Below are 19,522 nucleotides of genomic sequence, written 5' to 3'. Positions count from 1 at the left end.
ATGAAAAACATCTGGAGAAGTTTTTTGATCTTATTCGATTAGTCCCGATCATATACACCAATCGTTTCAACCGCTTTTTCAGTGATTGAAGTATCGATTGCTTTATTAAAATCTATATCACCACGAATTGCTCCGTTTGCTTTATAAGAGTCATATTGTAATAAAATATCATCAACGAACATTTTACCATCAGGGTCAAGTCCTGTGACAAACACTTTATTCCACAACTCAGGATCCTTCATCGCAGTATGTTTCATCATAATTTCAATGATTTCATCTTTTCCTATATCCTTCTTAAAGGCATCATTATAGTCCCTAACACCTTTTAGATAAGCAGCCATAAAGCGTAAAGATACATCCGTTTCTTCACTCATAAATTGAGGTGACCCAAGCACTAATGCAATTTGAGAATTTGGCGCATAATCTGTCGTATCTCCAAATCGTACGTGGAAACCTTTGTCGACTCCTTGTGCAATAAGTGGCTCGATATTAAGTGCAGCATCAATAGTTCCACCGTCGATTGCCCCAAGCATCGCTCCAAAATCAGCAATATGCACGTACTCCACTTCATCTTCAGTCAATCCAGCATGCTTTATCATTTCTTCAAAGATGTAACCGTCGATAGTATTACGAGACGATACGCCAATTTTCTTCCCTTTGAAATCACTATACTCTTTTATTTCATCAACCATATGGTTCCCTATTACAAATGAGAAATAGGATTTCCCTGGCTCATTATGCCCTTTATCTGCAATAATTTTCACGTCTATCCCCTGAGCAATTGCGTTGAAGAATGATGCTGTCGATACACCGCCTGCTATGTCTACCTCACCAGCTGCAAGTGCTGGTAACATATCATCACTATTGCTAAACTGCGCGAACTGTACTTCAATATTATAATCTTCAAAATATCCTTTTTCCTTAGCAATATAGAAACCTGCACCAGACGCTGCACCATCTTCAGCGATTACTACTTTCGCTTTCTCTTCCAATGGGCTTAAATCGCCTGATGGGTAAACCTCTTCATTTACATCAGCATCTACATCTACCTCTTTTACAGGCTTCACTATTTCCTTTGGTGAACAAGCACCAAAGACTAGCACAAGTAATAATAATGGGATGAACCAAATACTTTTCAACCACCTTGTCATGAAACCTCTCCTTTTCACTTTTGTTCGTCTCTTGACCTCTGTACTTCTTCTTGTAGGTGATTCCATATACTAACGAATTGACCTGCCACAACAGGATCTTCTCGTATATCTTGCATAGTTCTCGGACGAGGTAAATTAACTTCAATTTCTTCAATGATCTTACCTGGTTGTGAACTCATAAGTAAAATACGATCACTGAGCAACAACGCTTCATCAATACTATGCGTAATAAACAAAACTGTTTTCTTCGTTTCTGCCCAAATCGATAATAGTTCTTCTTGTAGAATGAATTTATTTTGTTCATCAAGCGAGCCAAAAGGTTCATCCATTAACAAGATCTCAGGGTCATTTGCAAATGCACGTGCTATACTAACACGCTGTTTCATTCCGCCTGAAAGTTCTTTTGGATAAAGGGTTGAAAACTTTTCAAGTCCTGTTTTTTTCAAATAATAAGAGGTTCGTTCTTTCACAATACTCTTGGGCACGCGGCGCATTTTAAGACCAAAAGCCACATTTTCCTCCACTGTTAACCACGGAATAACGCCTCTCTCCTGAAAAACCATTGACTGAAGTGGTCGTTCTTCCCCTTCTGTCGCGATGGTAAACTCACCAATACTTGGTTTTTCAAGTCCCGCTAGTATTCTTAGCAGTGTTGTCTTTCCACATCCACTTGGGCCAACAATACAGACAAACTCGCCTTCTTCAATCGTGAGCGAGATATCATCAAGCGCAGTAACACTTCCTTGTTTTTTATAAAAGGCTTTCGTTAGATTATTTATAGTAATTTTAGTTTTCCGGCTCACTTATTCACCTCCACGGTAATATCTTTTTCTGAATTCCTCTGAGTACGAGCGAAAAGACATAGCCGAAAAATGAAATTAAAATGAGTCCGACATACATCTCTTGTAGAAGAAACGCTTTGTAAGACGTCCAAATAAGAAAGCCTATTCCGGAAGTTGCACCCATCATTTCTGCAGCTACTATTGTTAAAAGTGCAATCGCCTGCCCCATCTGAATACCTTCAAGCATAACTGGCATTGCGCCTGGTAAAGCAATTTTCCAAAAAAAGTTGAATCTACCTGCCCCGTAATTTGTAGCAACATCTAAATGGATTTTCTCAATATTAATAACGCCCGCCGCGGTATTTATTACGACAGGAAAAAATACACTTCCCGCAATTGTTACGACTTTCGATAAATCTCCAATTCCAAATAAAATAATAATAATCGGAAGTAGAGCTAATGTTGGTATTGGCATAAGTGCCATCACAATCGGTGAAACAAAATGCCTTATTGGTGAGTAAAGACCCATTAAGAGTCCTACTACAATACCCGGTATAACCCCAGCCAAAAATCCAAGAGCAATTCGATATAACGAAACACTTACATGTCCGATGAGTTCCCCACTTGAAATCATTCCGAAAAGCGTACCTACAATGGCAGACGGGGGCGGAAAGAATCGAATATCAATCATCCCAGTCCTAGAGAGAAATTCCCAAAGTAATAGAAGGAATATAGGAGACGCAATCGTTAAAAGCTGTTTCAGCCGTTCTTTCGTTTGTCTCTTATTCCATTCTTGCTGTTCAACCTCAAACGGATCATGACGGACAACCGTTTCATTTTTACTCAACGTTCACCACCTCTTCATATAAATTGTATGTGTATACCTAAACAATTGGTTGGGCGAAGAATAACAAAAAAATTCCACGAAGCATTAAAGCCTCATGGAATTTCTTATTTTATTCACCCTCGCCACACACTCATGCCGCCTTTAACATTTATTACATTTGGAAACCCTGCCTTTTTAAGTATATTCGCGGCTTTTGAACTTCTCATGCCACTTTGGCAAATAACAAAAGTCTCTTTTGATTTGTCTAGATTCGCTAAATGTGACTGAAGCTCATTTAAAGGAATATTTTTAAATTCTTTAATGTGATTAGCTTTATATTCATTTTTCGTTCTGACGTCAATAAACTGCTTTGACTTATCCGTTAGCAAACCCTTTAAGTTTTCTACCGTTATTGATTTAACACCCTTCGCAGGCATCACTTTCCATACTACAAAACCTATTATCAATATTATTATAACTACTTTCATCTTTTATTCCCCCATTAAGTTCTAAACTTTATTACAAATAAATATACCATACAGGGTATGCGACTACTATAAAATTGCTTATTAGTTTTTCTAATAAATTATAGCTTCACTTTTATACCTATTCGTACATTGAATAGATATACTAGATATATGACAAACTTAACAGTAGATCAAATCAGACAACTGAATATGTATAGTATTTATCTCGATAAGCCTGAACGAACTTTATTCACCCTTAGGGAATTGCTTGATCCTATTAAAACCAAAGAAGCTATTCTTTTGGTGCAAGCAGTAAGTAAAAGTCCAAATAAAACAGTTGCCGCCTCTTACTTCATGCGACGCTTCGGAATGTTCACTGCGATGCAATTGTTTAATTTAGCAGCGTATGACGAAATATGGAAAGGTTCCCCCGACCAAATATCTTTTGGCGCATTAGAAGAGTACGGAAATCTAGCTGTAAGTACATTTGCTGTGGATAGCGACTGGACGGACGTTGAAGAAGACGAACGAGAAGTTGTCATACGCCAAATCCTCGTAGATAGCGATGCCGTTATCCGACAAATTCGAACGGTTGCAAACGTATCGACACTCACATTATGGGAAAACATCTTTGGATTTCTCCTTTGGCAATACCATGTTTTATTGGAAAACCCAGTTACTGCCGAAGAAGCACGCGCTGACCTTGATACATTAAAAGACGATAACTTATGGAAAGGTATCGCCCCACGTTCATTATTTGCTGTTTATTTAAATGAAAGTACGCCATCATCACTTTTAAACACTGTAGTACGAAAAACATGCTGCTTATCAAAAGATGTGCCAGGACTCATGCAATGCGGGTTTTGTCCATTGAAGTAAATGAATTACTTCATTTATTCCACAGAGCTTTGAAGTAAATGAATTACTTCATTTATTCCACAGAGCTTTGAAGTAAATGAATCACTTCATTTATTCCACAGAGCTTTGAAGTAAATGAATCACTTCATTTATTCCACAGAGCTTTGAAGTAAATGAATCACTTCATTTATTCCACAGAGCTTTGAAGTAAATGAATCACTTCATTTATTCCACAGAGCTTTGAAGTAAATGAATCACTTCATTTATTCCACAGAGCTTTGAAGTAAATGAATTACTTCATTTATTCCTTAAATCTTTGAAGTAAATGAATTACTTCATTTATTCCACAGAGCTTTGAAGTAAATGAATCACTTCATTTATTTCGGTAAGCATTAAAGGAAGTTTTTGCTGAATAAATTGTTCCAATTGCTGCACCACTATAGAAAAATCCCATAAAAATACCTGCAGAAAGATTTCCGCGATGACTAATAAAAATCGACAAAATTAGTCCAACAGCTGTAGCAACTGTAGAAAACCAGCTTTCAGGTAGCTTGAAAAGTAATTTGAATGCAATTATCACTATTAGGATGACAGGGATTGCCCAGACAGCGTCCCAAATATTTGTATGGATTGTAGGAAATTCAGTCAATTTTATGTCAGTCCTTTTTTCAAAAGGATACCCATTTCAAGCGCATATTAATACATGAAAAGAAGCGCATTCCCATACATGGGAATGCGCTTCTTTTCTTAACTACACAGTCTTAGTCGCTGCTTGCTTAATATTCACTCTGGCTGCATAGATATTTTTAACAATCGCTTTTAAAACTGCATAAGTTGGAATGGCAATTATAATCCCAAGAAAACCAGCAATATTTCCTGCTGCTAAAATAACCGTGATAACTGTAAGCGGATGTATTTCCAGCGATTTACCCATAACATTTGGTGTTATCAAATTGCTTTCAACTTGTTGCGCGACAACCATTATAACAGCAACCCATATCACTAACTTTGGATCTTGTAGAAAACCAACGATTAGTGCCGGAATGACCGAAATCCATGGACCAATAAATGGAATCAAATTCATAAACAAACCAAAGATAGCAAGTAATAATGCATATTCAAGTCCGATAATTAAATAGCCCACAAGTAGTAATATACCAAGGAGAAAACTAATTAAAAATTGGCCTTGGATATAAGAACGAAGCACACCATCAATATCTTCTAGCGTCTTTTTTACCCACGCTCTGCGCTCTCCTTTAAAGAAGTTATAAATAAAAGGTGCGAATTTCTCATGATCCTTCAACATAAAGATGAAGAAAAACGGAACGAGGATTAACAAGAACATTGCCTGTAAAAGTGATTGGATAAATTGAACAATCCACTTTCCGAAACCAATTGCAATTGATTGGACTGAATCCATCGCATGATCAATCGACTCCTGAATTTTAGGTGGAAGATCATGTTCTTGTTGCAAAACATTATCTTTCACTTTATCAATTTGCTCGATAATTGCTGGTGCATTTTTCACTAAGTTATTTACTTGATCCGTAATCTTTGGACCAATAATCGCAATAAAAATCCAAAGCGTGATGATTAGAATGCCAAATATGGATAAAATGCTTGCCCATCTTGGAAATTTTCTCTTTTCCAAAAACCGCTGAATGGGTTCCGACATATAATACAGCACGCCGCCAAGCAATAGCGGTAAGAAAATGGTCTTCGCTATAATAATGACTGGTGAGAATATAAAACTAATCTCCATAAAGTATTTAATGACAAGGATTGCCAGCAGAAGTCCAACACCTACTTGAAACCATCGCTTCTTTAACAAATCTATCACTTCCTTTTTCGTTAGAATACTTTTTAAATCTTTCAATAAGTATACACTTCTATATGAATTACGTCTAAAATGACTCGATTTTTCACCAAATATTACCGCAGCAGGTACAATAATAAACGTGTATGCATAAGGATTTGGGAATAAACTCACGCATAACAATTACATCACAAGGAAAAAGACTACAGAAAACTCCTGAACAGAGTATATCTACAGTCCCGAAAAACCGACAAATTAAGTCGCACTTCTAAATACTTTCTCGTTGATCAAATGCTTGGCAACTTTATTAAGATTAACTTCATAACCAATACCCGGCTTGTCTGTTAGCGTAATATAACCATCAGTCACCATCACTTCCGGATCAATAATATCTTCCTCCCAATAACGGGATGATGCCGCTGTATCGCCTGGCAGATTGAATCCTGGAAGGCTTGTAATCGCAATGTTATGCGCGCGCCCCACGCCTGCTTCAAGCATACCACCACACCAAAGCGGGATATTATTTTCAATGCAAAAGTCATGAATCTTTTTCGACTCTGTTAATCCACCAACACGGCCAATTTTCAAATTAATAATTATGCGACTGTTAAGTTTAAACGCTTTTCTTACATCACCCAAAGAATGGATACTTTCATCAAGACATATCGGTGTTTTAATTTGTGCTTGCAGTTCCCCGTGGTCAACAATATCATCATATCCTAGTGGCTGCTCAATCATCATTAAATTCAATTCATTCAACTGCGCCAATGTAACCGCGTCTTCTAGTGTATAAGCAGAGTTGGCATCAGCCATAAGTAAAATTTCAGGAAACTTTGCTCTAACCGTCTTTATGACTTCTACATCTTCACCTGGTTTAATCTTTAATTTAATACGCTTATAACCCTCAGTAATATACTGATTGACCTGTTTCAACAATTCCTCTATATTCTCTTGGATCCCAAGACTAATGCCAACTTCAATTTCTGTACGTTTACCACCTATAGCTTCAGCTAATGAAATACCTTGCTGTTTTGCATATAAATCCCAAATAGCACCTTCTATTGATGCTTTCGCCATATTATTTCCACGTATGTTTTTAAAACGCTCACTAACTTCATCGGGATGATATATCGGTTTACTATTAAGGATAAGCGGAATTAGCATATCTTCTAACATATGCCGAGTTGTTTCTACCGTCTCCGGGCTGTAAAAAGGATAATCACCTGAAACAGATTCCCCCCACCCACTCAAGTTATTTTCGTCAACAGCTTCTATTAGATAAAATGAACGATCCTGTTCCGTGCCAAAACTTGTCGTAAATGGATGAAGCATTTTCATGTTTAACTTTCTCAAAATAATTTCTTTAATTATAATTGGTTTCAAATGCAGTCTCCCCAATCCAACTTATTTTTCTAAAACATAATAATTTACTAAACTATCACTTTGCACCACACCTACAAGTATATATCCTAATTCAAAGACAGTCATTAAAATTTCTCTTGTTTTGTGTCTCCAATCCATCAATAACTCCACACTTGTTTCTTTTATTTGCTGAATATCTTTCGGAATGGCAAGCAAATATCCTGAATCATTTTCTATATCACTGCTTAAACCAGGAGAAGGAAATCCATTATAAACTGTCCAATCAAGGATAGAGCGATAATCCTTCCAACATTCATCTCTTTTACCCACATCAACGTCAGTTAAATTCCATTCGAGTAATAAGCGATCAGAAGGTACACCCTTATTAATTTTGTCTTTCATTTCACCATAAAACTCAGGAATATATTTATTTACAGTTCCACCCAACTTGCATAAATTTAGATAGCCATTACGAATTACAAGCGGATCAAATGTCCATTTTATCATTGTATATCCATATTGAATTGCCCACTTCTTCTGCTCTTTTTTTAATCTTTGCCCTAGCCCCTGATTGTGATAATCGGGATGTATGGCAAGCATATGGGAATACAAATACGGTTTAAACGACTGATCAATCCCAGCAAATCCATAACAAAACCCTACCATTTCGTTATGTACTGACTCGAAGGCAGCTAAGATAATTCCGCCGTTATTAAGAGCCGCGATTAAATGCGGTACAGGAACAACACTCTCTACTCCCCATGCCTTTATCTGTAATTTTACGACTTTTTCGAGATCCACATTATCAGTTATACACTTCATGGAGTAATCCATTGCCATACCTCACTTTAAAATTATTTTCAGTTTATCTTCCTACTATAACACAAAATTTTCAAAACATTGCGTCATAAAAAAACTGAAGTAAAAATCCCGATTTGGGACTTTAACTTCAGTTAGTAACTGCACTTTTGCGTTCTGCACGTACAACAATATAAATACTTGCTTCATAAAGCAACATCATCGGAATAAGCACAATTAATTGGCTAATAAAATCTGGTGGGGTGATTAAAGCGGAAATAACAGCAAGTGCAATATAAGACCATTTCCTAACTTTCTTCAATGAATCGCCAGTCAATATTCCGATAGAAGCAAGAAATAGTACTACTATTGGTAATTCAAATAATAAACCTAATGGAACTGTCGTCATCAATAAAAAACTAATGTATTCTTGAGCTGAAATCATCACACTAAAGTTTACGGCACCAATTGCAATTAAGAAGTTATAACTAATTGGATTGACAATAAAGTAGCCAAAAGATAAACCAATTAAAAATAACAACAGCATTACTGGTGAATATAAACCGAGAAATCTACTCTCTTTATCATTTAATCCAGGTTTCACAAACCCCCAAAGAAAATGACAAAGAAAAGGTAAGGATAAGCAAAGCGCAAGAACTGTTGAAATTGACATATAAAACTTTACGACTTCCAAAGGTCCAAGAACGATTAACTCGTGGCCACGAGTCACATAAGGAAACCAAATGTTTATTGTTGCTAAAACCGTGAAGAGGAAGAGAAGAAAAATTACCGCACTTTTTATCAACTGTTTCCTTAAATCGCCCAGGTGTTCAACTAGAGATGGATCTACACCTGAGTTCTCGCCCTCATCAGTTGCTTTTTCAATCTTCACTGATTTTTCTTCTAGCTTGTCCTTATCAATCTCATCAAGCGGACTTATAACCTTCCGTTCATGATCATCATTTGGATCCATAATTACACCTACTTATCGTTATCCTGTTTTTTCACTTCTATTTCATCATCACTCATAATTTCTCTTGTTGATTTCTTGAATTCTGCTAGCGTTTTACCAACAGCAGACCCTACTTCTGGTAATTTCTTTGGTCCAAATACAATTAAAACGATAACAAGTATAATAATTAAACCCGGTACACCTATTGCTGCTAAATTCATAACTTAATCCTCCTCTATTTTTTTACATGCGATTCCTGCTCTTTCTACACTTTGTACTGTACACTTCAAGCATAATACTATACTAGAGTACTTAAATCTAAAGTACTCACACCTTTTTCCACCTTCTATACAGGACATCGGGCAAACAGCAATACTTTATATATTATACCCAATGGGATGCCCAGATAAGCCTATATCAACTATAAACTTCACAAGTAACTCTAGTTGTAAACAGTAGAACACACTTAGACAGTTCAATTGCTAAGAATTCTAAGGATATCCACATGTATAAAGATTATTTCCATATTGTATTATAACATTTTACTTTACTAATCACATAACTTTATTTCCAAAAACTAAAAGAAATATTTAATTAATATAATTTTTTGCATTTTTTCCATGAATAGTAAAGATTGCCTAACGTTTACTATATAACCATATAAAAAAACAGCGAGTAAAGATAATGTCTTTACTCACTGGAAAATGTTTTCAAATCCCAAAATAGGTAGTCGGTCTTCTAAAACTTCGAATCCTTTATATGGGATTTCCATTATGTATTCAAATTTCCCATAAGGACGTACATCAACTTTTTTTTGGACAAAAGGATTATTTGTTACTAAAGCAATTGTTTGCATTTCTTTATTATAGCCTTCAACCTTAAATCGATACCCAGAAATCATTGCATAAGGGAATATCTCGTAAGCATCCTCAAGCTCAGAGGCAGTAATTAACCTTATAAAAAATCCTTTTTTATTTTGTAGCGTTGTGAATCCTTTTTCAAGTTTTGCTTCGTCTTCTGACAACAAGTAATATTGTCTTTGATAAGAAATGAGTTCGTACTCCTCGTTATTCCAAATAGCGAAACGTCCTTTTCTTATCATCATGATTCCCCCAATCCTATTATCTTCCATATTATTACTTAATTATACAAAAAATGCAGTTACTTAGATACACTCGCTTTGTTGCATTTTTCAATCAACATTCTAGCCCTTTACTCCCAACTCTGTTTAAAAATATATGAACGGGGTATATATAGACCAACACAAAAAATGGAGGTTATAATATGACAGATAAAAATAATGGTTTTTCAGACAAAGTAAAAGGTACAGTCAACAAGATTAAAGGAGAAGCTAAAGATCAGATAGGAAATGCGACAGATAATACTTCGCTCCAAGCCGAGGGTAAAGCTGATAAATTAAAAGGTGCTGCCCAAAAAAAGATTGGTGAATTAAAAGACAAGTTCAGTGATTGAAAAATACCTATTTAATAAACGGGCTACTCCATGACGCGGTAGCTCATTTACTGTAAATAAGTATTATTAAATATAAATTGATGTTTAACCTATTTAACATGAGACTACAATGTAATAAAAGGAGTGGTGTAAATGGGCAATAAAAAACCGTTTACTGAGCGAGATCGGAAAGATGCAGACGGACCTTATATGGATAACCCCGAAAACATGAAAACCGACAAAGAAAGTATATACGATATGCATGAAGATATGAAATTCGTAGATGCAATTCCTTTAGAAGATGTGAAAATGGAGGAAAAAGAAGAAGAAAATCGACGCGATACAAAAAGTAACTCTTCTAGTGCAGAAAAATATCCTGATTAAAATAACAACAACCTCTTTTTGTTTAGACAAAAAAGAGGTTGTTGTTTTAATATAATTCATTGTATTAACTGAACATCTGTGATCCAATGGATGCACTAATTGAATATATAATAATCGAAAAAATTATTGCAATAATAAACATAACGGCCATAATAATTAAGTAAGCACGTGAAAAATTACGCCGCTCGCTCATTCCATCAAAAGCCCATATGAACAGCATAATAATATTAACGAGTGGTACTGATAATATTAAGAAAGTTATCACCCATTGTCCAATAGACATCTGAGGTGCAAATTGTTTTTGAGTTATGTTACTCCTCTGTTCCACATCTGATACTGCCTCTTCCATAATACCCGCCTCCTAGTAAAATAGCTTTCTTCTATCTATACTATGTGACGCAAGTTAAGAGAAGGTATAGTTGTGAAATCTTTTCTAGCCACTTAAATAAAAACAAAAAAAAGGTAGCGGAATATCGCTACCTTTTTACTCTTTATTAATGACCTAAATAAGCTTTCTTAATCGTATCATCTTGCAATAACTCTTTCGCACTACCAGAAGCTACTACTCTGCCTGTTTCAAGTACATAACCATGGTGGGCCACTTTTAATGCTTGTCGCGCATTTTGTTCAACAAGTAAAACAGTTGTACCTGCTTCATTTATTTCTTTAATAATTTTAAATATATCCGCAACAATTAACGGCGCCAGCCCCATTGAAGGCTCATCCAATAAGAGAAGTTTCGGTCTAGACATGATTACTCTTGCAATCGCTAGCATTTGCTGCTGTCCTCCTGAAAGAGTACCGCCGTATTGTGCTTGTCTCTCTCTTAAAATCGGAAAGCGATCCATTACTTTTTCAATATCTGCTCCGACTTCTGAATCATTGCGATGATAAGCCCCCATTTCTAAATTTTCCAAGACCGTCATCGTAGCCAAAATACCTCGTCCTTCTGGAACAAGTGCCAGGCCCTGTCTTAAAAGTTGGTCTGGTCGACGACCTGTAACGTCTTTCCCTAAATAGTGGATAGTACCTTCTTTAGGCTTTAAAAGACCGGCAATCGTATTCATCATTGTTGTTTTACCAGCACCATTAGCACCTAGAATAGTTACAATTGTTCCTTCTTCAACCGATATGTCAATACTTTTTAATGCTTGTATTTTATCATAATACGTACTGATATTTTTTAGTTTAAGCAAGCTCATCTTCCTCCTCAACCCCGAGGTAGGCTTCAATTACTTCTTTATTGTTTTGAATACTGCTCGGTGTACCTTCTGCAATTTTTTTCCCAAAGTTTAAAACAATAATTCGGCTACATATACGCATAACAAGCGGCATATCATGCTCAATGAGTAACACTGTAATATTTAACTTTTGAATTTTCTTAATCAAATCAAATAAATCATTCGTTTCTTTTTCGTTCATACCAGCAGCCGGCTCATCAAGAAGTATTAACTTTGGTCCACTTGCTAAAGCTCTCGCAATTTCCAATCTGCGCTGCGCACCATATGAAAGGTTCTTTGCGATTGTTTCCTTATCATCTGCTAAGCCAACAACTTCTAGTATTTCATCTGACTTCTTTAATACTTTTGCTTCTTCCGCTTTTTGGGACTTAGTACGGAAAACACTTTGTAGAACATTCGTTTTAAGTCGACAATGATTACCTACCATCACGTTTTCACGAACAGTTAAGTCTGAGAACAATCTAATATTTTGAAACGTACGGCATATACCTTTTTCTGTAATTTGATGTGGTTTCAAATTCGAAAGCGGATTACCAACAAACGATATTTCACCAGAACTAGGAGGATACATAGCAGTGATCATATTAAACATCGTCGTTTTTCCAGCACCGTTAGGACCAATTAGACCAAGAATTTCGCCTTCTTCAACTGAAAATGATACATCGGTCAATGCTTGAATACCACCAAAGTTTTTACTGATCTGTTTTATTTCCAGTACCATGCTTTTTCTCCCCTTTCTTCTTGGGCTTTAATCGTTTAAACCGATTAATCATATTCACATCGATAATTCCTTGTGGACGGAACGCCATCATTAGAACAAGAAGCGCACCATAAATCATGAATCGATATTCGTTAATGAAACGTAAAAATTCTGGCATTGCAGATAGGAATACAGCTCCAAAGATAGATCCCCAAATGACTTCGCTTCCTCCGAATATAGAGAATATTAATATTTCTACAGCTCTGTGATAGTCAAAGTCTGATGGACTAATATAAGCCATCATATGGGCGTATAATGCTCCTGCAAATCCTGCCAAAAGTGCTCCTTGTCCAAAAGCCAACACTTTATAATAGGTAATATTAATACCCATCGCTTCTGATGCTTCTTCATCCATCTTAATAGCTGAGAAAGCACGTCCAATTCTAGAGTTATTTTGTCTCACGAAGAACCAGATGACACAAATACTGATAATGAGTAATAATAGAAAGACCGATAAACTTATAAATTGGTTATTTTTCAACCCGAACATATCTGGTTCTAATCCGAAACCTTTACTTAAACTTAGTATTTCCCGGCCAAGATGCGGGATACCTGATAGACCAATTGCACCATTCGTTAAACCATCCCAGTTAATGAAAAGTACCCGAATTACTTCACCGAATCCGAGTGTTGCAATAGCTAGATAAACACCTTGTAATCTTAAAGCTGGAATACCTATTAGCGTACCGACAATCCCTGTAAATATAGCAGCTATGATAACACCTAGTACAAGTGGTACATTATAATTAAGCGTTAGAATAGCTGTTGTATATGCACCTATACTCATAAAACCCGCATGACCAAGCGATAATTGCCCCGTTCCAAGCGTTATGTATATACTGACAGCAAGAATAATATTAATTAAAACAAATGAAGCGACTTGTAGATAATACGGGTTTATTAATTCGCCTAACATCTAATCACCCCTTTCTCCCGGTTGTAGCTGTTCCAAATATTCCTTGTGGTCGTACGATTAAAATTACGATGATCGCGATAAACGCAACGGCATCACGGTAACCCGAATCTCCGTATGCAACGATAAATGTTTCAGCTAGTCCTAAAATTAAGCCACCTGCCATTGCTCCCCTTACATTACCTAAACCACCTAAAATAATAATAGCCAAGCCTTTAAGTCCAAAAGATAGACCCATTTGTGGGTTAACCGAGTTGAACGCAATCCCAACCAATATTCCCGCGATTCCGCCCATTGCAGATGCAATAATAACCGTTTGCGTAATCGTTCTTTTCGTATTTACACCTAGGAGACTCGCTACCGCTAAGTTTTCAGCACTCGCCCGCAACGCTTTTCCTGCTTTCGTTTTTGAAAGCCAAAATGTTAGTCCAAACATAAGTAAAATAGCAATAACAAAAATAATAATTTGTACATAGTAAACTGTTGTTGAGCCTAAAACGATTTTTAATTCAGAAAGAGATGTACGGAACGGGTGATTACCTGAACCAAAAAAGTGATGTGCAACATTCTCTAGAAAAATGGATACACCGATTGTACTAATCAAAGGTGCAAGATGTGAGACACCTTCTTTTCCTCTTAATGGTCTCAGTGCAAAACGTTCAAGGAAATACCCTAAAATTCCCGTCACAACAATAGCTACAACAAATGCTATATATAATGGCCAACCTAATACGTTTGTGACAACGACGCCCATAAAAGCACCAAACATAAAGATTTCCCCGTGTCCCATATTTACTACGTTCAGCACACCAAAAACCAGTGTGTAGCCCAGAGCAACGATGACATAGATACTTCCTAATGTTAAGCCATTTATTAATTGTTCAATTAACAATAGTCCTCCTCCTTCTTCATTTTCGACTTATATTGTCGTTCTTATTTTTCATTTGTCATATAGGAAGACAATCAGGCTAGGAAAATTCCTAGCCCGATTCCCAAATAAATTATTCAAATACTACGTATTCGTCGCCTTCAATAATTAAAACTGTTGGCTCCATAATTACGTCGCCGTCTTCATCAAATGACATCGTTCCAAGAACGCCTTCAAAATCTTTTATTTCAGCTAGTGCATCACGAATTGCATCTCGATCTGCTTCACCTGCATCTTTAATCGCTTGAGCCATTACATACATACCGTCATATGCTTGTGCTGCAAACTGATCTGGTTCCATACCATAAGCTGCTACGTAATCTTCAACAAACTTCTTAACTTTTTCATCATCTTTTTTGGCAAACCATGGTGTTGCAACGATTAGACCGTTTGCAGCATCGCCAGCAATTTTAATAACTTCTGGTGAGTTAAAACCGTTACCGCCAACAAATGGTACGTCTATTCCCATTTTGCGAGCTTGGTCAAGAATAACTGATCCTTCATTATATAGAGCAGATGCTAAAACCAAATCTGGGTTAAGATTCTTAATTTTTGTTAATTGCGCCTTATAATCAGATTGTCCTAATTGGAAAGTTTCTGTTGTTACAACTTCTAAATTTAAGTCTTCAGCAACTTTTTTCATTGTGTCATATCCAGCTTTTGTGAATACATCATCATTTCCATATAAAATAGCAACTTTTTTCGCGCCATATTTATCAATTGCCTTCTGCACAGATGCAGGAATTGCTAATGTTTCAGGAATTGAGTTTCTAAATACATATTCTCCGAGTTGAGGAATACCTTCAGCTGTATTAGATGTACCAAGAATTGGAACACCATTTAAATCTGCTTCCGGTCCAACGATTTGCATTTCAGTACTTAGTGTAGGTCCAATAATTGCGTCTACATTATCTGAGTTCATTAATTTTTGTGCAGCAGATAGTGCTTCTTCTTGTTTACCAGCAGAGTCTTCAATCTTCAACTCTATTTCAACTTCGCCTGCTTCAGTGATTTCTTTATGTGCAAGCTTTATTCCGTTAGTAATCGCTTCACCATAACTAGCTCCTGGACCAGTTAGGTATGAAATAACACCCACTTTAGCTTTTACTGGGCCGTCAGTACTTTCAGTGCTTTCAGTGCTTTCAGTTCCTTCGCTTTTGTCTTCTTCTTTTTTTCCATCATCACTTGCAGAGTTTCCGCATGCAGCTAAAACTACTAAAGTGAAAGCCATTAAAATCGTTAATACTAATTTGATTCTTTTGCTCATTTACTTCATCCCCTTTTTATATAATTGAAAATTCAATCAGTACAGATTGTTGTTGTCCTAACTGATTGTTAGTTGTACTAATCAGCATTTCCGTTTATTTTAATCAAAAATTCAAAAGCTCAGGTTATCTTATGACTTAATGACTATTAGACTCTAATTCACGGACTGCAAGATAGCTAGATTACTAACATTCTGATTATACCCTATAATTAGTATTATAGGAATGTTTTATTGCAATATTTAAAAATATGAAATTCACCAAATGTAACTACTTTTGAAATAGCTTTTTTATTCGAATCCATAGTGATCTGTTCTTCAAATTACTTATCATTCTTAATCACTAATATATGTTACGCCAGTTCGCCATGCCTATGTTATAATATCCTGATGGAACTGGAGGTTTTCTCTTTTGAAACAGTGGATATACCCGTTGATGATTGTGTTTGCTGCAAGTTGTTATGGCACACTTTCCACTATTATAAAACTTGCAATATTAGATGGTTTTACCGCTGCTGAAGCAGTGACGAGTCAATACTTTATTGGTTTTGCCCTCGCACTTTTTATATTTATTATCGTTCGTCGTAAAATACCTAAAATCGGTGGTGGATTAAGCCTAATCCTGGCAGGATTATTTACTGCAACAACTGGAACCTTTTACGGACAAGCTGTTGAATATATGCCCGCTTCCCTTGCTGTTGTTATGCTCTTTCAGTTTACATGGATTGGCATGTTGTTTGACTGTATCGCAACTAGAAGATTACCTAAACGAATAGAAGTCATTTCACTATTATTTTTATTCGCGGGTACAATTTTTGCTGCTGGTGTAATTGATGCTGACATTAGTGGCATACCTTGGTATGGTTGGGCTTGGGGAATGGCTGCTGCGGTCAGTTTTTCAGCATTTGTTATGGCTAACCAAAAACAAACTGGAAATATGGACACGGAGACAAGACTTCTATTTGTTTCATTTATTGCGGCAGTAGCCATATTCTTCTTTCAAACACCTGAAATCGTTTGGAACGGAACTTTATTCGGCGAGGGCTTATGGGTTTACGGATTAATTCTGGGACTGCTTGGCATCGTAACACCTATATACTTGTTTTCAATTGCCGTACCTAAAGTTGGAACAGCAACAGCTTCAATTTTAAGCGCCGCTGAACTTCCAGTAGCTGTTACAGTTTCCGTAATTTTATTAAGTGAAACAATAACAATTCTACAAATTGCTGGAATAGGAATAATTTTTGTCGGTATGACGTTGCCTACGATAGCTCAAAGAAGATTAAAGTATATGACAAATCATAAAAAGACTTCCACTTCATAAGAGGTGGAAGTCTTTTATATTTATTTATTCTTACCTAATACTTCATCCCAATCAATTGTACCGTCTTGTACTTGTTGGCGTAAATCCTTCGTCATAACATCTGTCGGGCGATCGCCAGCTGGCCAGTCTGTGTCATGCTTTTTCCATTCTGGACGATCTTGCGATAAAATGTACGCTGCAAGATCACTCGCTTCCTGGTCCGACAATGTTCCTGCTGCACCAATCGGCATATTGTTTTGAATATACCCTGCCATTTTAGACATACGTGCAATTCCAGCGCCGTCGTTAAACGAGCCATCTCCCCATAGCGCGGGTCCCGTGTTGGATCCCGTTCCTGATCCGTCGCCTGCATGACATGTCATACAAGATTTCTGATAAAGTTCTTCACCATCATCTACGTTTGGTGTAGGTACATCATCAAGGTTATTTTGATGACGCCAAGAAAGTTCAGCCCCTAAAGGAATTCCTTCAGAAATATAAGTCAAATAAGCAACCATTGCATCTAAATCTTCATCATCTTCCGCAAACTTTTGACCATTCATACTTCTTACCATGCAGCCGTTAATACGTTCTTCCAATGTTACAACTTGTCCTGAACGCGCGATATGCATAGGGTAAACTGCAGCCATTCCTACTAATGAAGATGTTTCTTCATCTAAACCGGCACCAGCATGACAACTTGTACATGATAATTCATTTACACGGGCTTGCCCGTCCTCGACCGAGGCTGCTTCTCCTCTTAATACATTCGAAGTATCATTCGTTAACTCATAGCCCCTTAAAATCGCTTCGCCGAGAGGTCCTTCTGGCACATCATCCATTGATGGAGGATTATGTGCAATTCCTGCCACTTGTTCAGTTGGTACTTCGTTTTCAGTTGGTACTCCAGTTTCATCTAAAGCTTCTTTGTTACTTTTTAGTTGGTTTGCCATTAAGACAACAATACCAATTGTGACGACTAATAAAAATCCAAGTATTATCGTAGTACTTCTTGAGGTATTTTTCATTTCCATTACCACCTTTCCTCACTACAAATTTACCATTTTACCTCAACGAACGTCTACGTTTTTTTACAATATTCTCTATTTATTTAGGACATTTCATCAGAATTAGGACATTTTTGTTTTGTGATTGACTTTTGTATGATAAATACCCGAAGAACGTACGATCTTAACAGAATAATTCATAACTAAGAACATTAAAAGTCGAGCTCCTTTTTTGGGGTTCTAAGTCAAATGTTGGGTGGCGTGATTTACACGTCACCCTTTTTCGTTGTTTAGACAAGAAAGTAGTGTTGATTTCCGCTTCAGGCGAACGTTTTCTGAGGGCACGGCTTCAGCCGCGCTATTCCCGCTAGAGTCGTCGCCTTCCGCTCCAATCAACTAGATTCTGCTATACAAAGGATATTTTCCAGTGGCCTCTCTTTTATATGAACTCGCCTCTTCTGTATTTTTACGCTTCAACGCTAGTTATTCATTTTTTTCTCTTCTTTTTGTAAATAAATAAATGAAAATACTTTACATTCTTCAATTACTTATTAGGTGACCATGTTAAAATCAGCATTCGACTGAGCAACTCTACTTTAACGTAGCCTAAAGTTGCTTTTCAACTGCTTCTCTTCTATAATCTTTTAACACAACCTTTAAGGATACTTGTTTTTTAAAATAGAGAGGAGTTTTAAAAAAATGTTAAAAACAACCGTATTTGAACTATTAAAACGTGCAATGAAAGAAAAAGATGTGCTTGCGAAAGGGGTTCTGACGATATTAAAATCAGAACTTGATCGTGCTGAAAAAGAAAAGGGTTCAACCCTCACTGAGGAAGAAGAAATCGTCATCGTGAATCGTGAAATTAAACAGACCAATCAAGCTTTAGAAGGTGCTGAAAAAGCGCAGCGTGAAGATTTGATTGAAAAAGAAAAAGCGAAATTGGTTTTACTTAAAACTTTCTTACCTAAACAACTAAGTGAAGAAGAAGTTATGACAACGTTAACAGAAGCAGGAATCGCAAAGGGCATGAACATGGGAGACGCCATGAAAATTGCAAAACCATTACTTGCTGGAAAAGCAGACGGTGCAATGATGTCGAAAGCTGTAAAAAGTCTAATTCAATAAGTTAGTTCTGAAGTCCATCCAATCAACAGTCGATGGACTTCTTTATTTTAGTAATTTCCCTACAAATAAAAACTTTCCAACTATCATTGCCACTTCTTCAGCACTCCGGTTTGTTTTTTTAACTTCATAT

23 protein-coding genes are annotated in these 19,522 nt (G+C 36.5%); 5 read left to right on the top strand and 18 right to left on the bottom strand.

Annotated features, from left to right (window positions below; all coding sequences use genetic code 11):
- Positions 1 to 38 precede the first annotated feature (38 nt).
- The 4 genes from AC3RV6_RS00970 to AC3RV6_RS00955 form a co-directional block, all read right to left on the bottom strand.
- Positions 39 to 1,151, bottom strand: a complete 1,113-nt coding sequence (locus AC3RV6_RS00970; RefSeq protein ID WP_489747618.1) for an ABC transporter substrate-binding protein — start codon at positions 1,149 to 1,151, stop codon at positions 39 to 41.
- A gap of 14 nt (positions 1,152 to 1,165) precedes the next feature.
- Positions 1,166 to 1,954: an ABC transporter ATP-binding protein gene (locus tag AC3RV6_RS00965; RefSeq protein ID WP_489747617.1), complete on the bottom strand. Its 789-nt coding sequence runs from the start codon at positions 1,952 to 1,954 to the stop codon at positions 1,166 to 1,168.
- 4 nt (positions 1,955 to 1,958) lie between these two features.
- Entirely contained in the window at positions 1,959 to 2,780 is an 822-nt protein-coding gene (locus AC3RV6_RS00960; RefSeq protein ID WP_489747616.1) for an ABC transporter permease, read from the bottom strand.
- Positions 2,781 to 2,893: 113 nt separating this feature from the next.
- Positions 2,894 to 3,247, bottom strand: coding sequence for a rhodanese-like domain-containing protein (locus AC3RV6_RS00955; RefSeq protein WP_489747615.1), 354 nt, complete (start codon positions 3,245 to 3,247; stop codon positions 2,894 to 2,896).
- A gap of 150 nt (positions 3,248 to 3,397) precedes the next feature.
- Between AC3RV6_RS00955 and AC3RV6_RS00950 the strand changes: the two genes are divergently transcribed.
- Complete coding sequence (locus AC3RV6_RS00950) at positions 3,398 to 4,105, top strand: hypothetical protein (protein WP_489747614.1); 708 nt, start codon at positions 3,398 to 3,400, stop codon at positions 4,103 to 4,105.
- A 352-nt stretch (positions 4,106 to 4,457) separates the two neighbouring features.
- On the opposite strand, the gene AC3RV6_RS00945 is transcribed toward AC3RV6_RS00950, so the two are convergent.
- From AC3RV6_RS00945 to AC3RV6_RS00915, 7 genes are all read right to left on the bottom strand, one after another.
- A complete protein-coding gene (locus AC3RV6_RS00945; RefSeq protein ID WP_489747613.1) occupies positions 4,458 to 4,733 on the bottom strand; it encodes a hypothetical protein in 276 nt (91 codons plus the stop codon).
- A gap of 102 nt (positions 4,734 to 4,835) precedes the next feature.
- Entirely contained in the window at positions 4,836 to 5,915 is a 1,080-nt protein-coding gene (locus AC3RV6_RS00940; protein WP_489749149.1) for an AI-2E family transporter, read from the bottom strand.
- Positions 5,916 to 6,155: 240 nt separating this feature from the next.
- Positions 6,156 to 7,274, bottom strand: a complete 1,119-nt coding sequence (gene menC, locus AC3RV6_RS00935; RefSeq protein ID WP_489749148.1) for an o-succinylbenzoate synthase — start codon at positions 7,272 to 7,274, stop codon at positions 6,156 to 6,158.
- A gap of 30 nt (positions 7,275 to 7,304) precedes the next feature.
- A complete protein-coding gene (locus AC3RV6_RS00930; RefSeq protein WP_489747612.1) occupies positions 7,305 to 8,096 on the bottom strand; it encodes a GNAT family N-acetyltransferase in 792 nt (263 codons plus the stop codon).
- Between the two features lie 115 nt (positions 8,097 to 8,211).
- Positions 8,212 to 9,033 carry a twin-arginine translocase subunit TatC gene (tatC, locus tag AC3RV6_RS00925; RefSeq protein ID WP_489747611.1) on the bottom strand — a complete coding sequence of 274 codons (822 nt, stop codon included), beginning with the start codon at positions 9,031 to 9,033 and terminating at the stop codon, positions 8,212 to 8,214.
- Positions 9,034 to 9,041: 8 nt separating this feature from the next.
- Positions 9,042 to 9,233: a twin-arginine translocase TatA/TatE family subunit gene (tatA, locus tag AC3RV6_RS00920; RefSeq protein ID WP_489747610.1), complete on the bottom strand. Its 192-nt coding sequence runs from the start codon at positions 9,231 to 9,233 to the stop codon at positions 9,042 to 9,044.
- A 473-nt stretch (positions 9,234 to 9,706) separates the two neighbouring features.
- A complete protein-coding gene (locus tag AC3RV6_RS00915; RefSeq protein ID WP_489747609.1) occupies positions 9,707 to 10,117 on the bottom strand; it encodes a hypothetical protein in 411 nt (136 codons plus the stop codon).
- 179 nt (positions 10,118 to 10,296) lie between these two features.
- On the opposite strand from AC3RV6_RS00915, the gene AC3RV6_RS00910 reads away from it, so the two are divergent.
- Together AC3RV6_RS00910 and AC3RV6_RS00905 are read left to right on the top strand one after the other, a co-directional pair.
- Positions 10,297 to 10,485, top strand: a complete 189-nt coding sequence (locus AC3RV6_RS00910) for a CsbD family protein (protein WP_489747608.1) — start codon at positions 10,297 to 10,299, stop codon at positions 10,483 to 10,485.
- 132 nt (positions 10,486 to 10,617) lie between these two features.
- Entirely contained in the window at positions 10,618 to 10,848 is a 231-nt protein-coding gene (locus tag AC3RV6_RS00905) for a hypothetical protein (RefSeq protein WP_489747607.1), read from the top strand.
- Between the two features lie 64 nt (positions 10,849 to 10,912).
- Here the strand turns inward: AC3RV6_RS00905 and AC3RV6_RS00900 are convergent, their stop codons facing one another.
- The 6 genes from AC3RV6_RS00900 to AC3RV6_RS00875 form a co-directional block, all read right to left on the bottom strand.
- A complete protein-coding gene (locus AC3RV6_RS00900; protein ID WP_489747606.1) occupies positions 10,913 to 11,197 on the bottom strand; it encodes a hypothetical protein in 285 nt (94 codons plus the stop codon).
- Between the two features lie 145 nt (positions 11,198 to 11,342).
- A complete protein-coding gene (locus tag AC3RV6_RS00895) occupies positions 11,343 to 12,044 on the bottom strand; it encodes an ABC transporter ATP-binding protein (RefSeq protein ID WP_489747605.1) in 702 nt (233 codons plus the stop codon).
- Positions 12,037 to 12,810, bottom strand: coding sequence for an ABC transporter ATP-binding protein (locus tag AC3RV6_RS00890; protein ID WP_489747604.1), 774 nt, complete (start codon positions 12,808 to 12,810; stop codon positions 12,037 to 12,039). Before AC3RV6_RS00890 ends, AC3RV6_RS00895 begins: the two co-directional genes overlap by 8 nt.
- Positions 12,782 to 13,765 carry a branched-chain amino acid ABC transporter permease gene (locus tag AC3RV6_RS00885; RefSeq protein WP_489747603.1) on the bottom strand — a complete coding sequence of 328 codons (984 nt, stop codon included), beginning with the start codon at positions 13,763 to 13,765 and terminating at the stop codon, positions 12,782 to 12,784. Before AC3RV6_RS00885 ends, AC3RV6_RS00890 begins: the two co-directional genes overlap by 29 nt.
- A gap of 4 nt (positions 13,766 to 13,769) precedes the next feature.
- The gene (locus tag AC3RV6_RS00880) at positions 13,770 to 14,654 is read right to left on the bottom strand and encodes a branched-chain amino acid ABC transporter permease (protein WP_489747602.1); all 885 of its coding nucleotides are present in this window, start codon (positions 14,652 to 14,654) and stop codon (positions 13,770 to 13,772) included.
- Positions 14,655 to 14,763: 109 nt separating this feature from the next.
- Entirely contained in the window at positions 14,764 to 15,957 is a 1,194-nt protein-coding gene (locus AC3RV6_RS00875; RefSeq protein WP_489747601.1) for an ABC transporter substrate-binding protein, read from the bottom strand.
- Between the two features lie 409 nt (positions 15,958 to 16,366).
- Between AC3RV6_RS00875 and AC3RV6_RS00870 the strand changes: the two genes are divergently transcribed.
- The gene (locus tag AC3RV6_RS00870) at positions 16,367 to 17,278 is read left to right on the top strand and encodes an EamA family transporter (RefSeq protein ID WP_489747600.1); all 912 of its coding nucleotides are present in this window, start codon (positions 16,367 to 16,369) and stop codon (positions 17,276 to 17,278) included.
- Positions 17,279 to 17,298: 20 nt separating this feature from the next.
- Here AC3RV6_RS00870 and AC3RV6_RS00865 read toward each other — a convergent pair whose 3' ends face one another.
- Complete coding sequence (locus AC3RV6_RS00865) at positions 17,299 to 18,285, bottom strand: c-type cytochrome (protein WP_489747599.1); 987 nt, start codon at positions 18,283 to 18,285, stop codon at positions 17,299 to 17,301.
- A 678-nt stretch (positions 18,286 to 18,963) separates the two neighbouring features.
- Between AC3RV6_RS00865 and AC3RV6_RS00860 the strand changes: the two genes are divergently transcribed.
- Positions 18,964 to 19,392: a GatB/YqeY domain-containing protein gene (locus AC3RV6_RS00860; RefSeq protein WP_489747598.1), complete on the top strand. Its 429-nt coding sequence runs from the start codon at positions 18,964 to 18,966 to the stop codon at positions 19,390 to 19,392.
- The last annotated feature ends 130 nt before the right edge of the window (positions 19,393 to 19,522 follow it).

The organism is Sporosarcina sp. So3-204 (assembly GCF_058068165.1).
This window is presented reverse-complemented; position numbering and strand designations above follow the sequence as displayed.

Bases quoted from the DNA above. Each gene is read 5' to 3' on its own strand.
- AC3RV6_RS00950 (WP_489747614.1), top strand. From the start codon at position 3,398: ATGACAAACTTAACAGTAGATCAAATCAGACAACTGAATATGTATAGT.
- AC3RV6_RS00970 (WP_489747618.1), bottom strand. From the start codon at position 1,151: ATGACAAGGTGGTTGAAAAGTATTTGGTTCATCCCATTATTATTACTT.
- AC3RV6_RS00860 (WP_489747598.1), top strand. From the start codon at position 18,964: ATGTTAAAAACAACCGTATTTGAACTATTAAAACGTGCAATGAAAGAA.
- tatC (WP_489747611.1), bottom strand. From the start codon at position 9,033: ATGGATCCAAATGATGATCATGAACGGAAGGTTATAAGTCCGCTTGAT.
- AC3RV6_RS00905 (WP_489747607.1), top strand. From the start codon at position 10,618: ATGGGCAATAAAAAACCGTTTACTGAGCGAGATCGGAAAGATGCAGAC.
- AC3RV6_RS00900 (WP_489747606.1), bottom strand. From the start codon at position 11,197: ATGGAAGAGGCAGTATCAGATGTGGAACAGAGGAGTAACATAACTCAA.
- tatA (WP_489747610.1), bottom strand. From the start codon at position 9,233: ATGAATTTAGCAGCAATAGGTGTACCGGGTTTAATTATTATACTTGTT.
- AC3RV6_RS00910 (WP_489747608.1), top strand. From the start codon at position 10,297: ATGACAGATAAAAATAATGGTTTTTCAGACAAAGTAAAAGGTACAGTC.
- AC3RV6_RS00865 (WP_489747599.1), bottom strand. From the start codon at position 18,285: ATGAAAAATACCTCAAGAAGTACTACGATAATACTTGGATTTTTATTA.
- AC3RV6_RS00955 (WP_489747615.1), bottom strand. From the start codon at position 3,247: ATGAAAGTAGTTATAATAATATTGATAATAGGTTTTGTAGTATGGAAA.
- AC3RV6_RS00915 (WP_489747609.1), bottom strand. From the start codon at position 10,117: ATGATGATAAGAAAAGGACGTTTCGCTATTTGGAATAACGAGGAGTAC.
- AC3RV6_RS00890 (WP_489747604.1), bottom strand. From the start codon at position 12,810: ATGGTACTGGAAATAAAACAGATCAGTAAAAACTTTGGTGGTATTCAA.
- AC3RV6_RS00875 (WP_489747601.1), bottom strand. From the start codon at position 15,957: ATGAGCAAAAGAATCAAATTAGTATTAACGATTTTAATGGCTTTCACT.
- AC3RV6_RS00885 (WP_489747603.1), bottom strand. From the start codon at position 13,765: ATGTTAGGCGAATTAATAAACCCGTATTATCTACAAGTCGCTTCATTT.
- AC3RV6_RS00930 (WP_489747612.1), bottom strand. From the start codon at position 8,096: ATGGATTACTCCATGAAGTGTATAACTGATAATGTGGATCTCGAAAAA.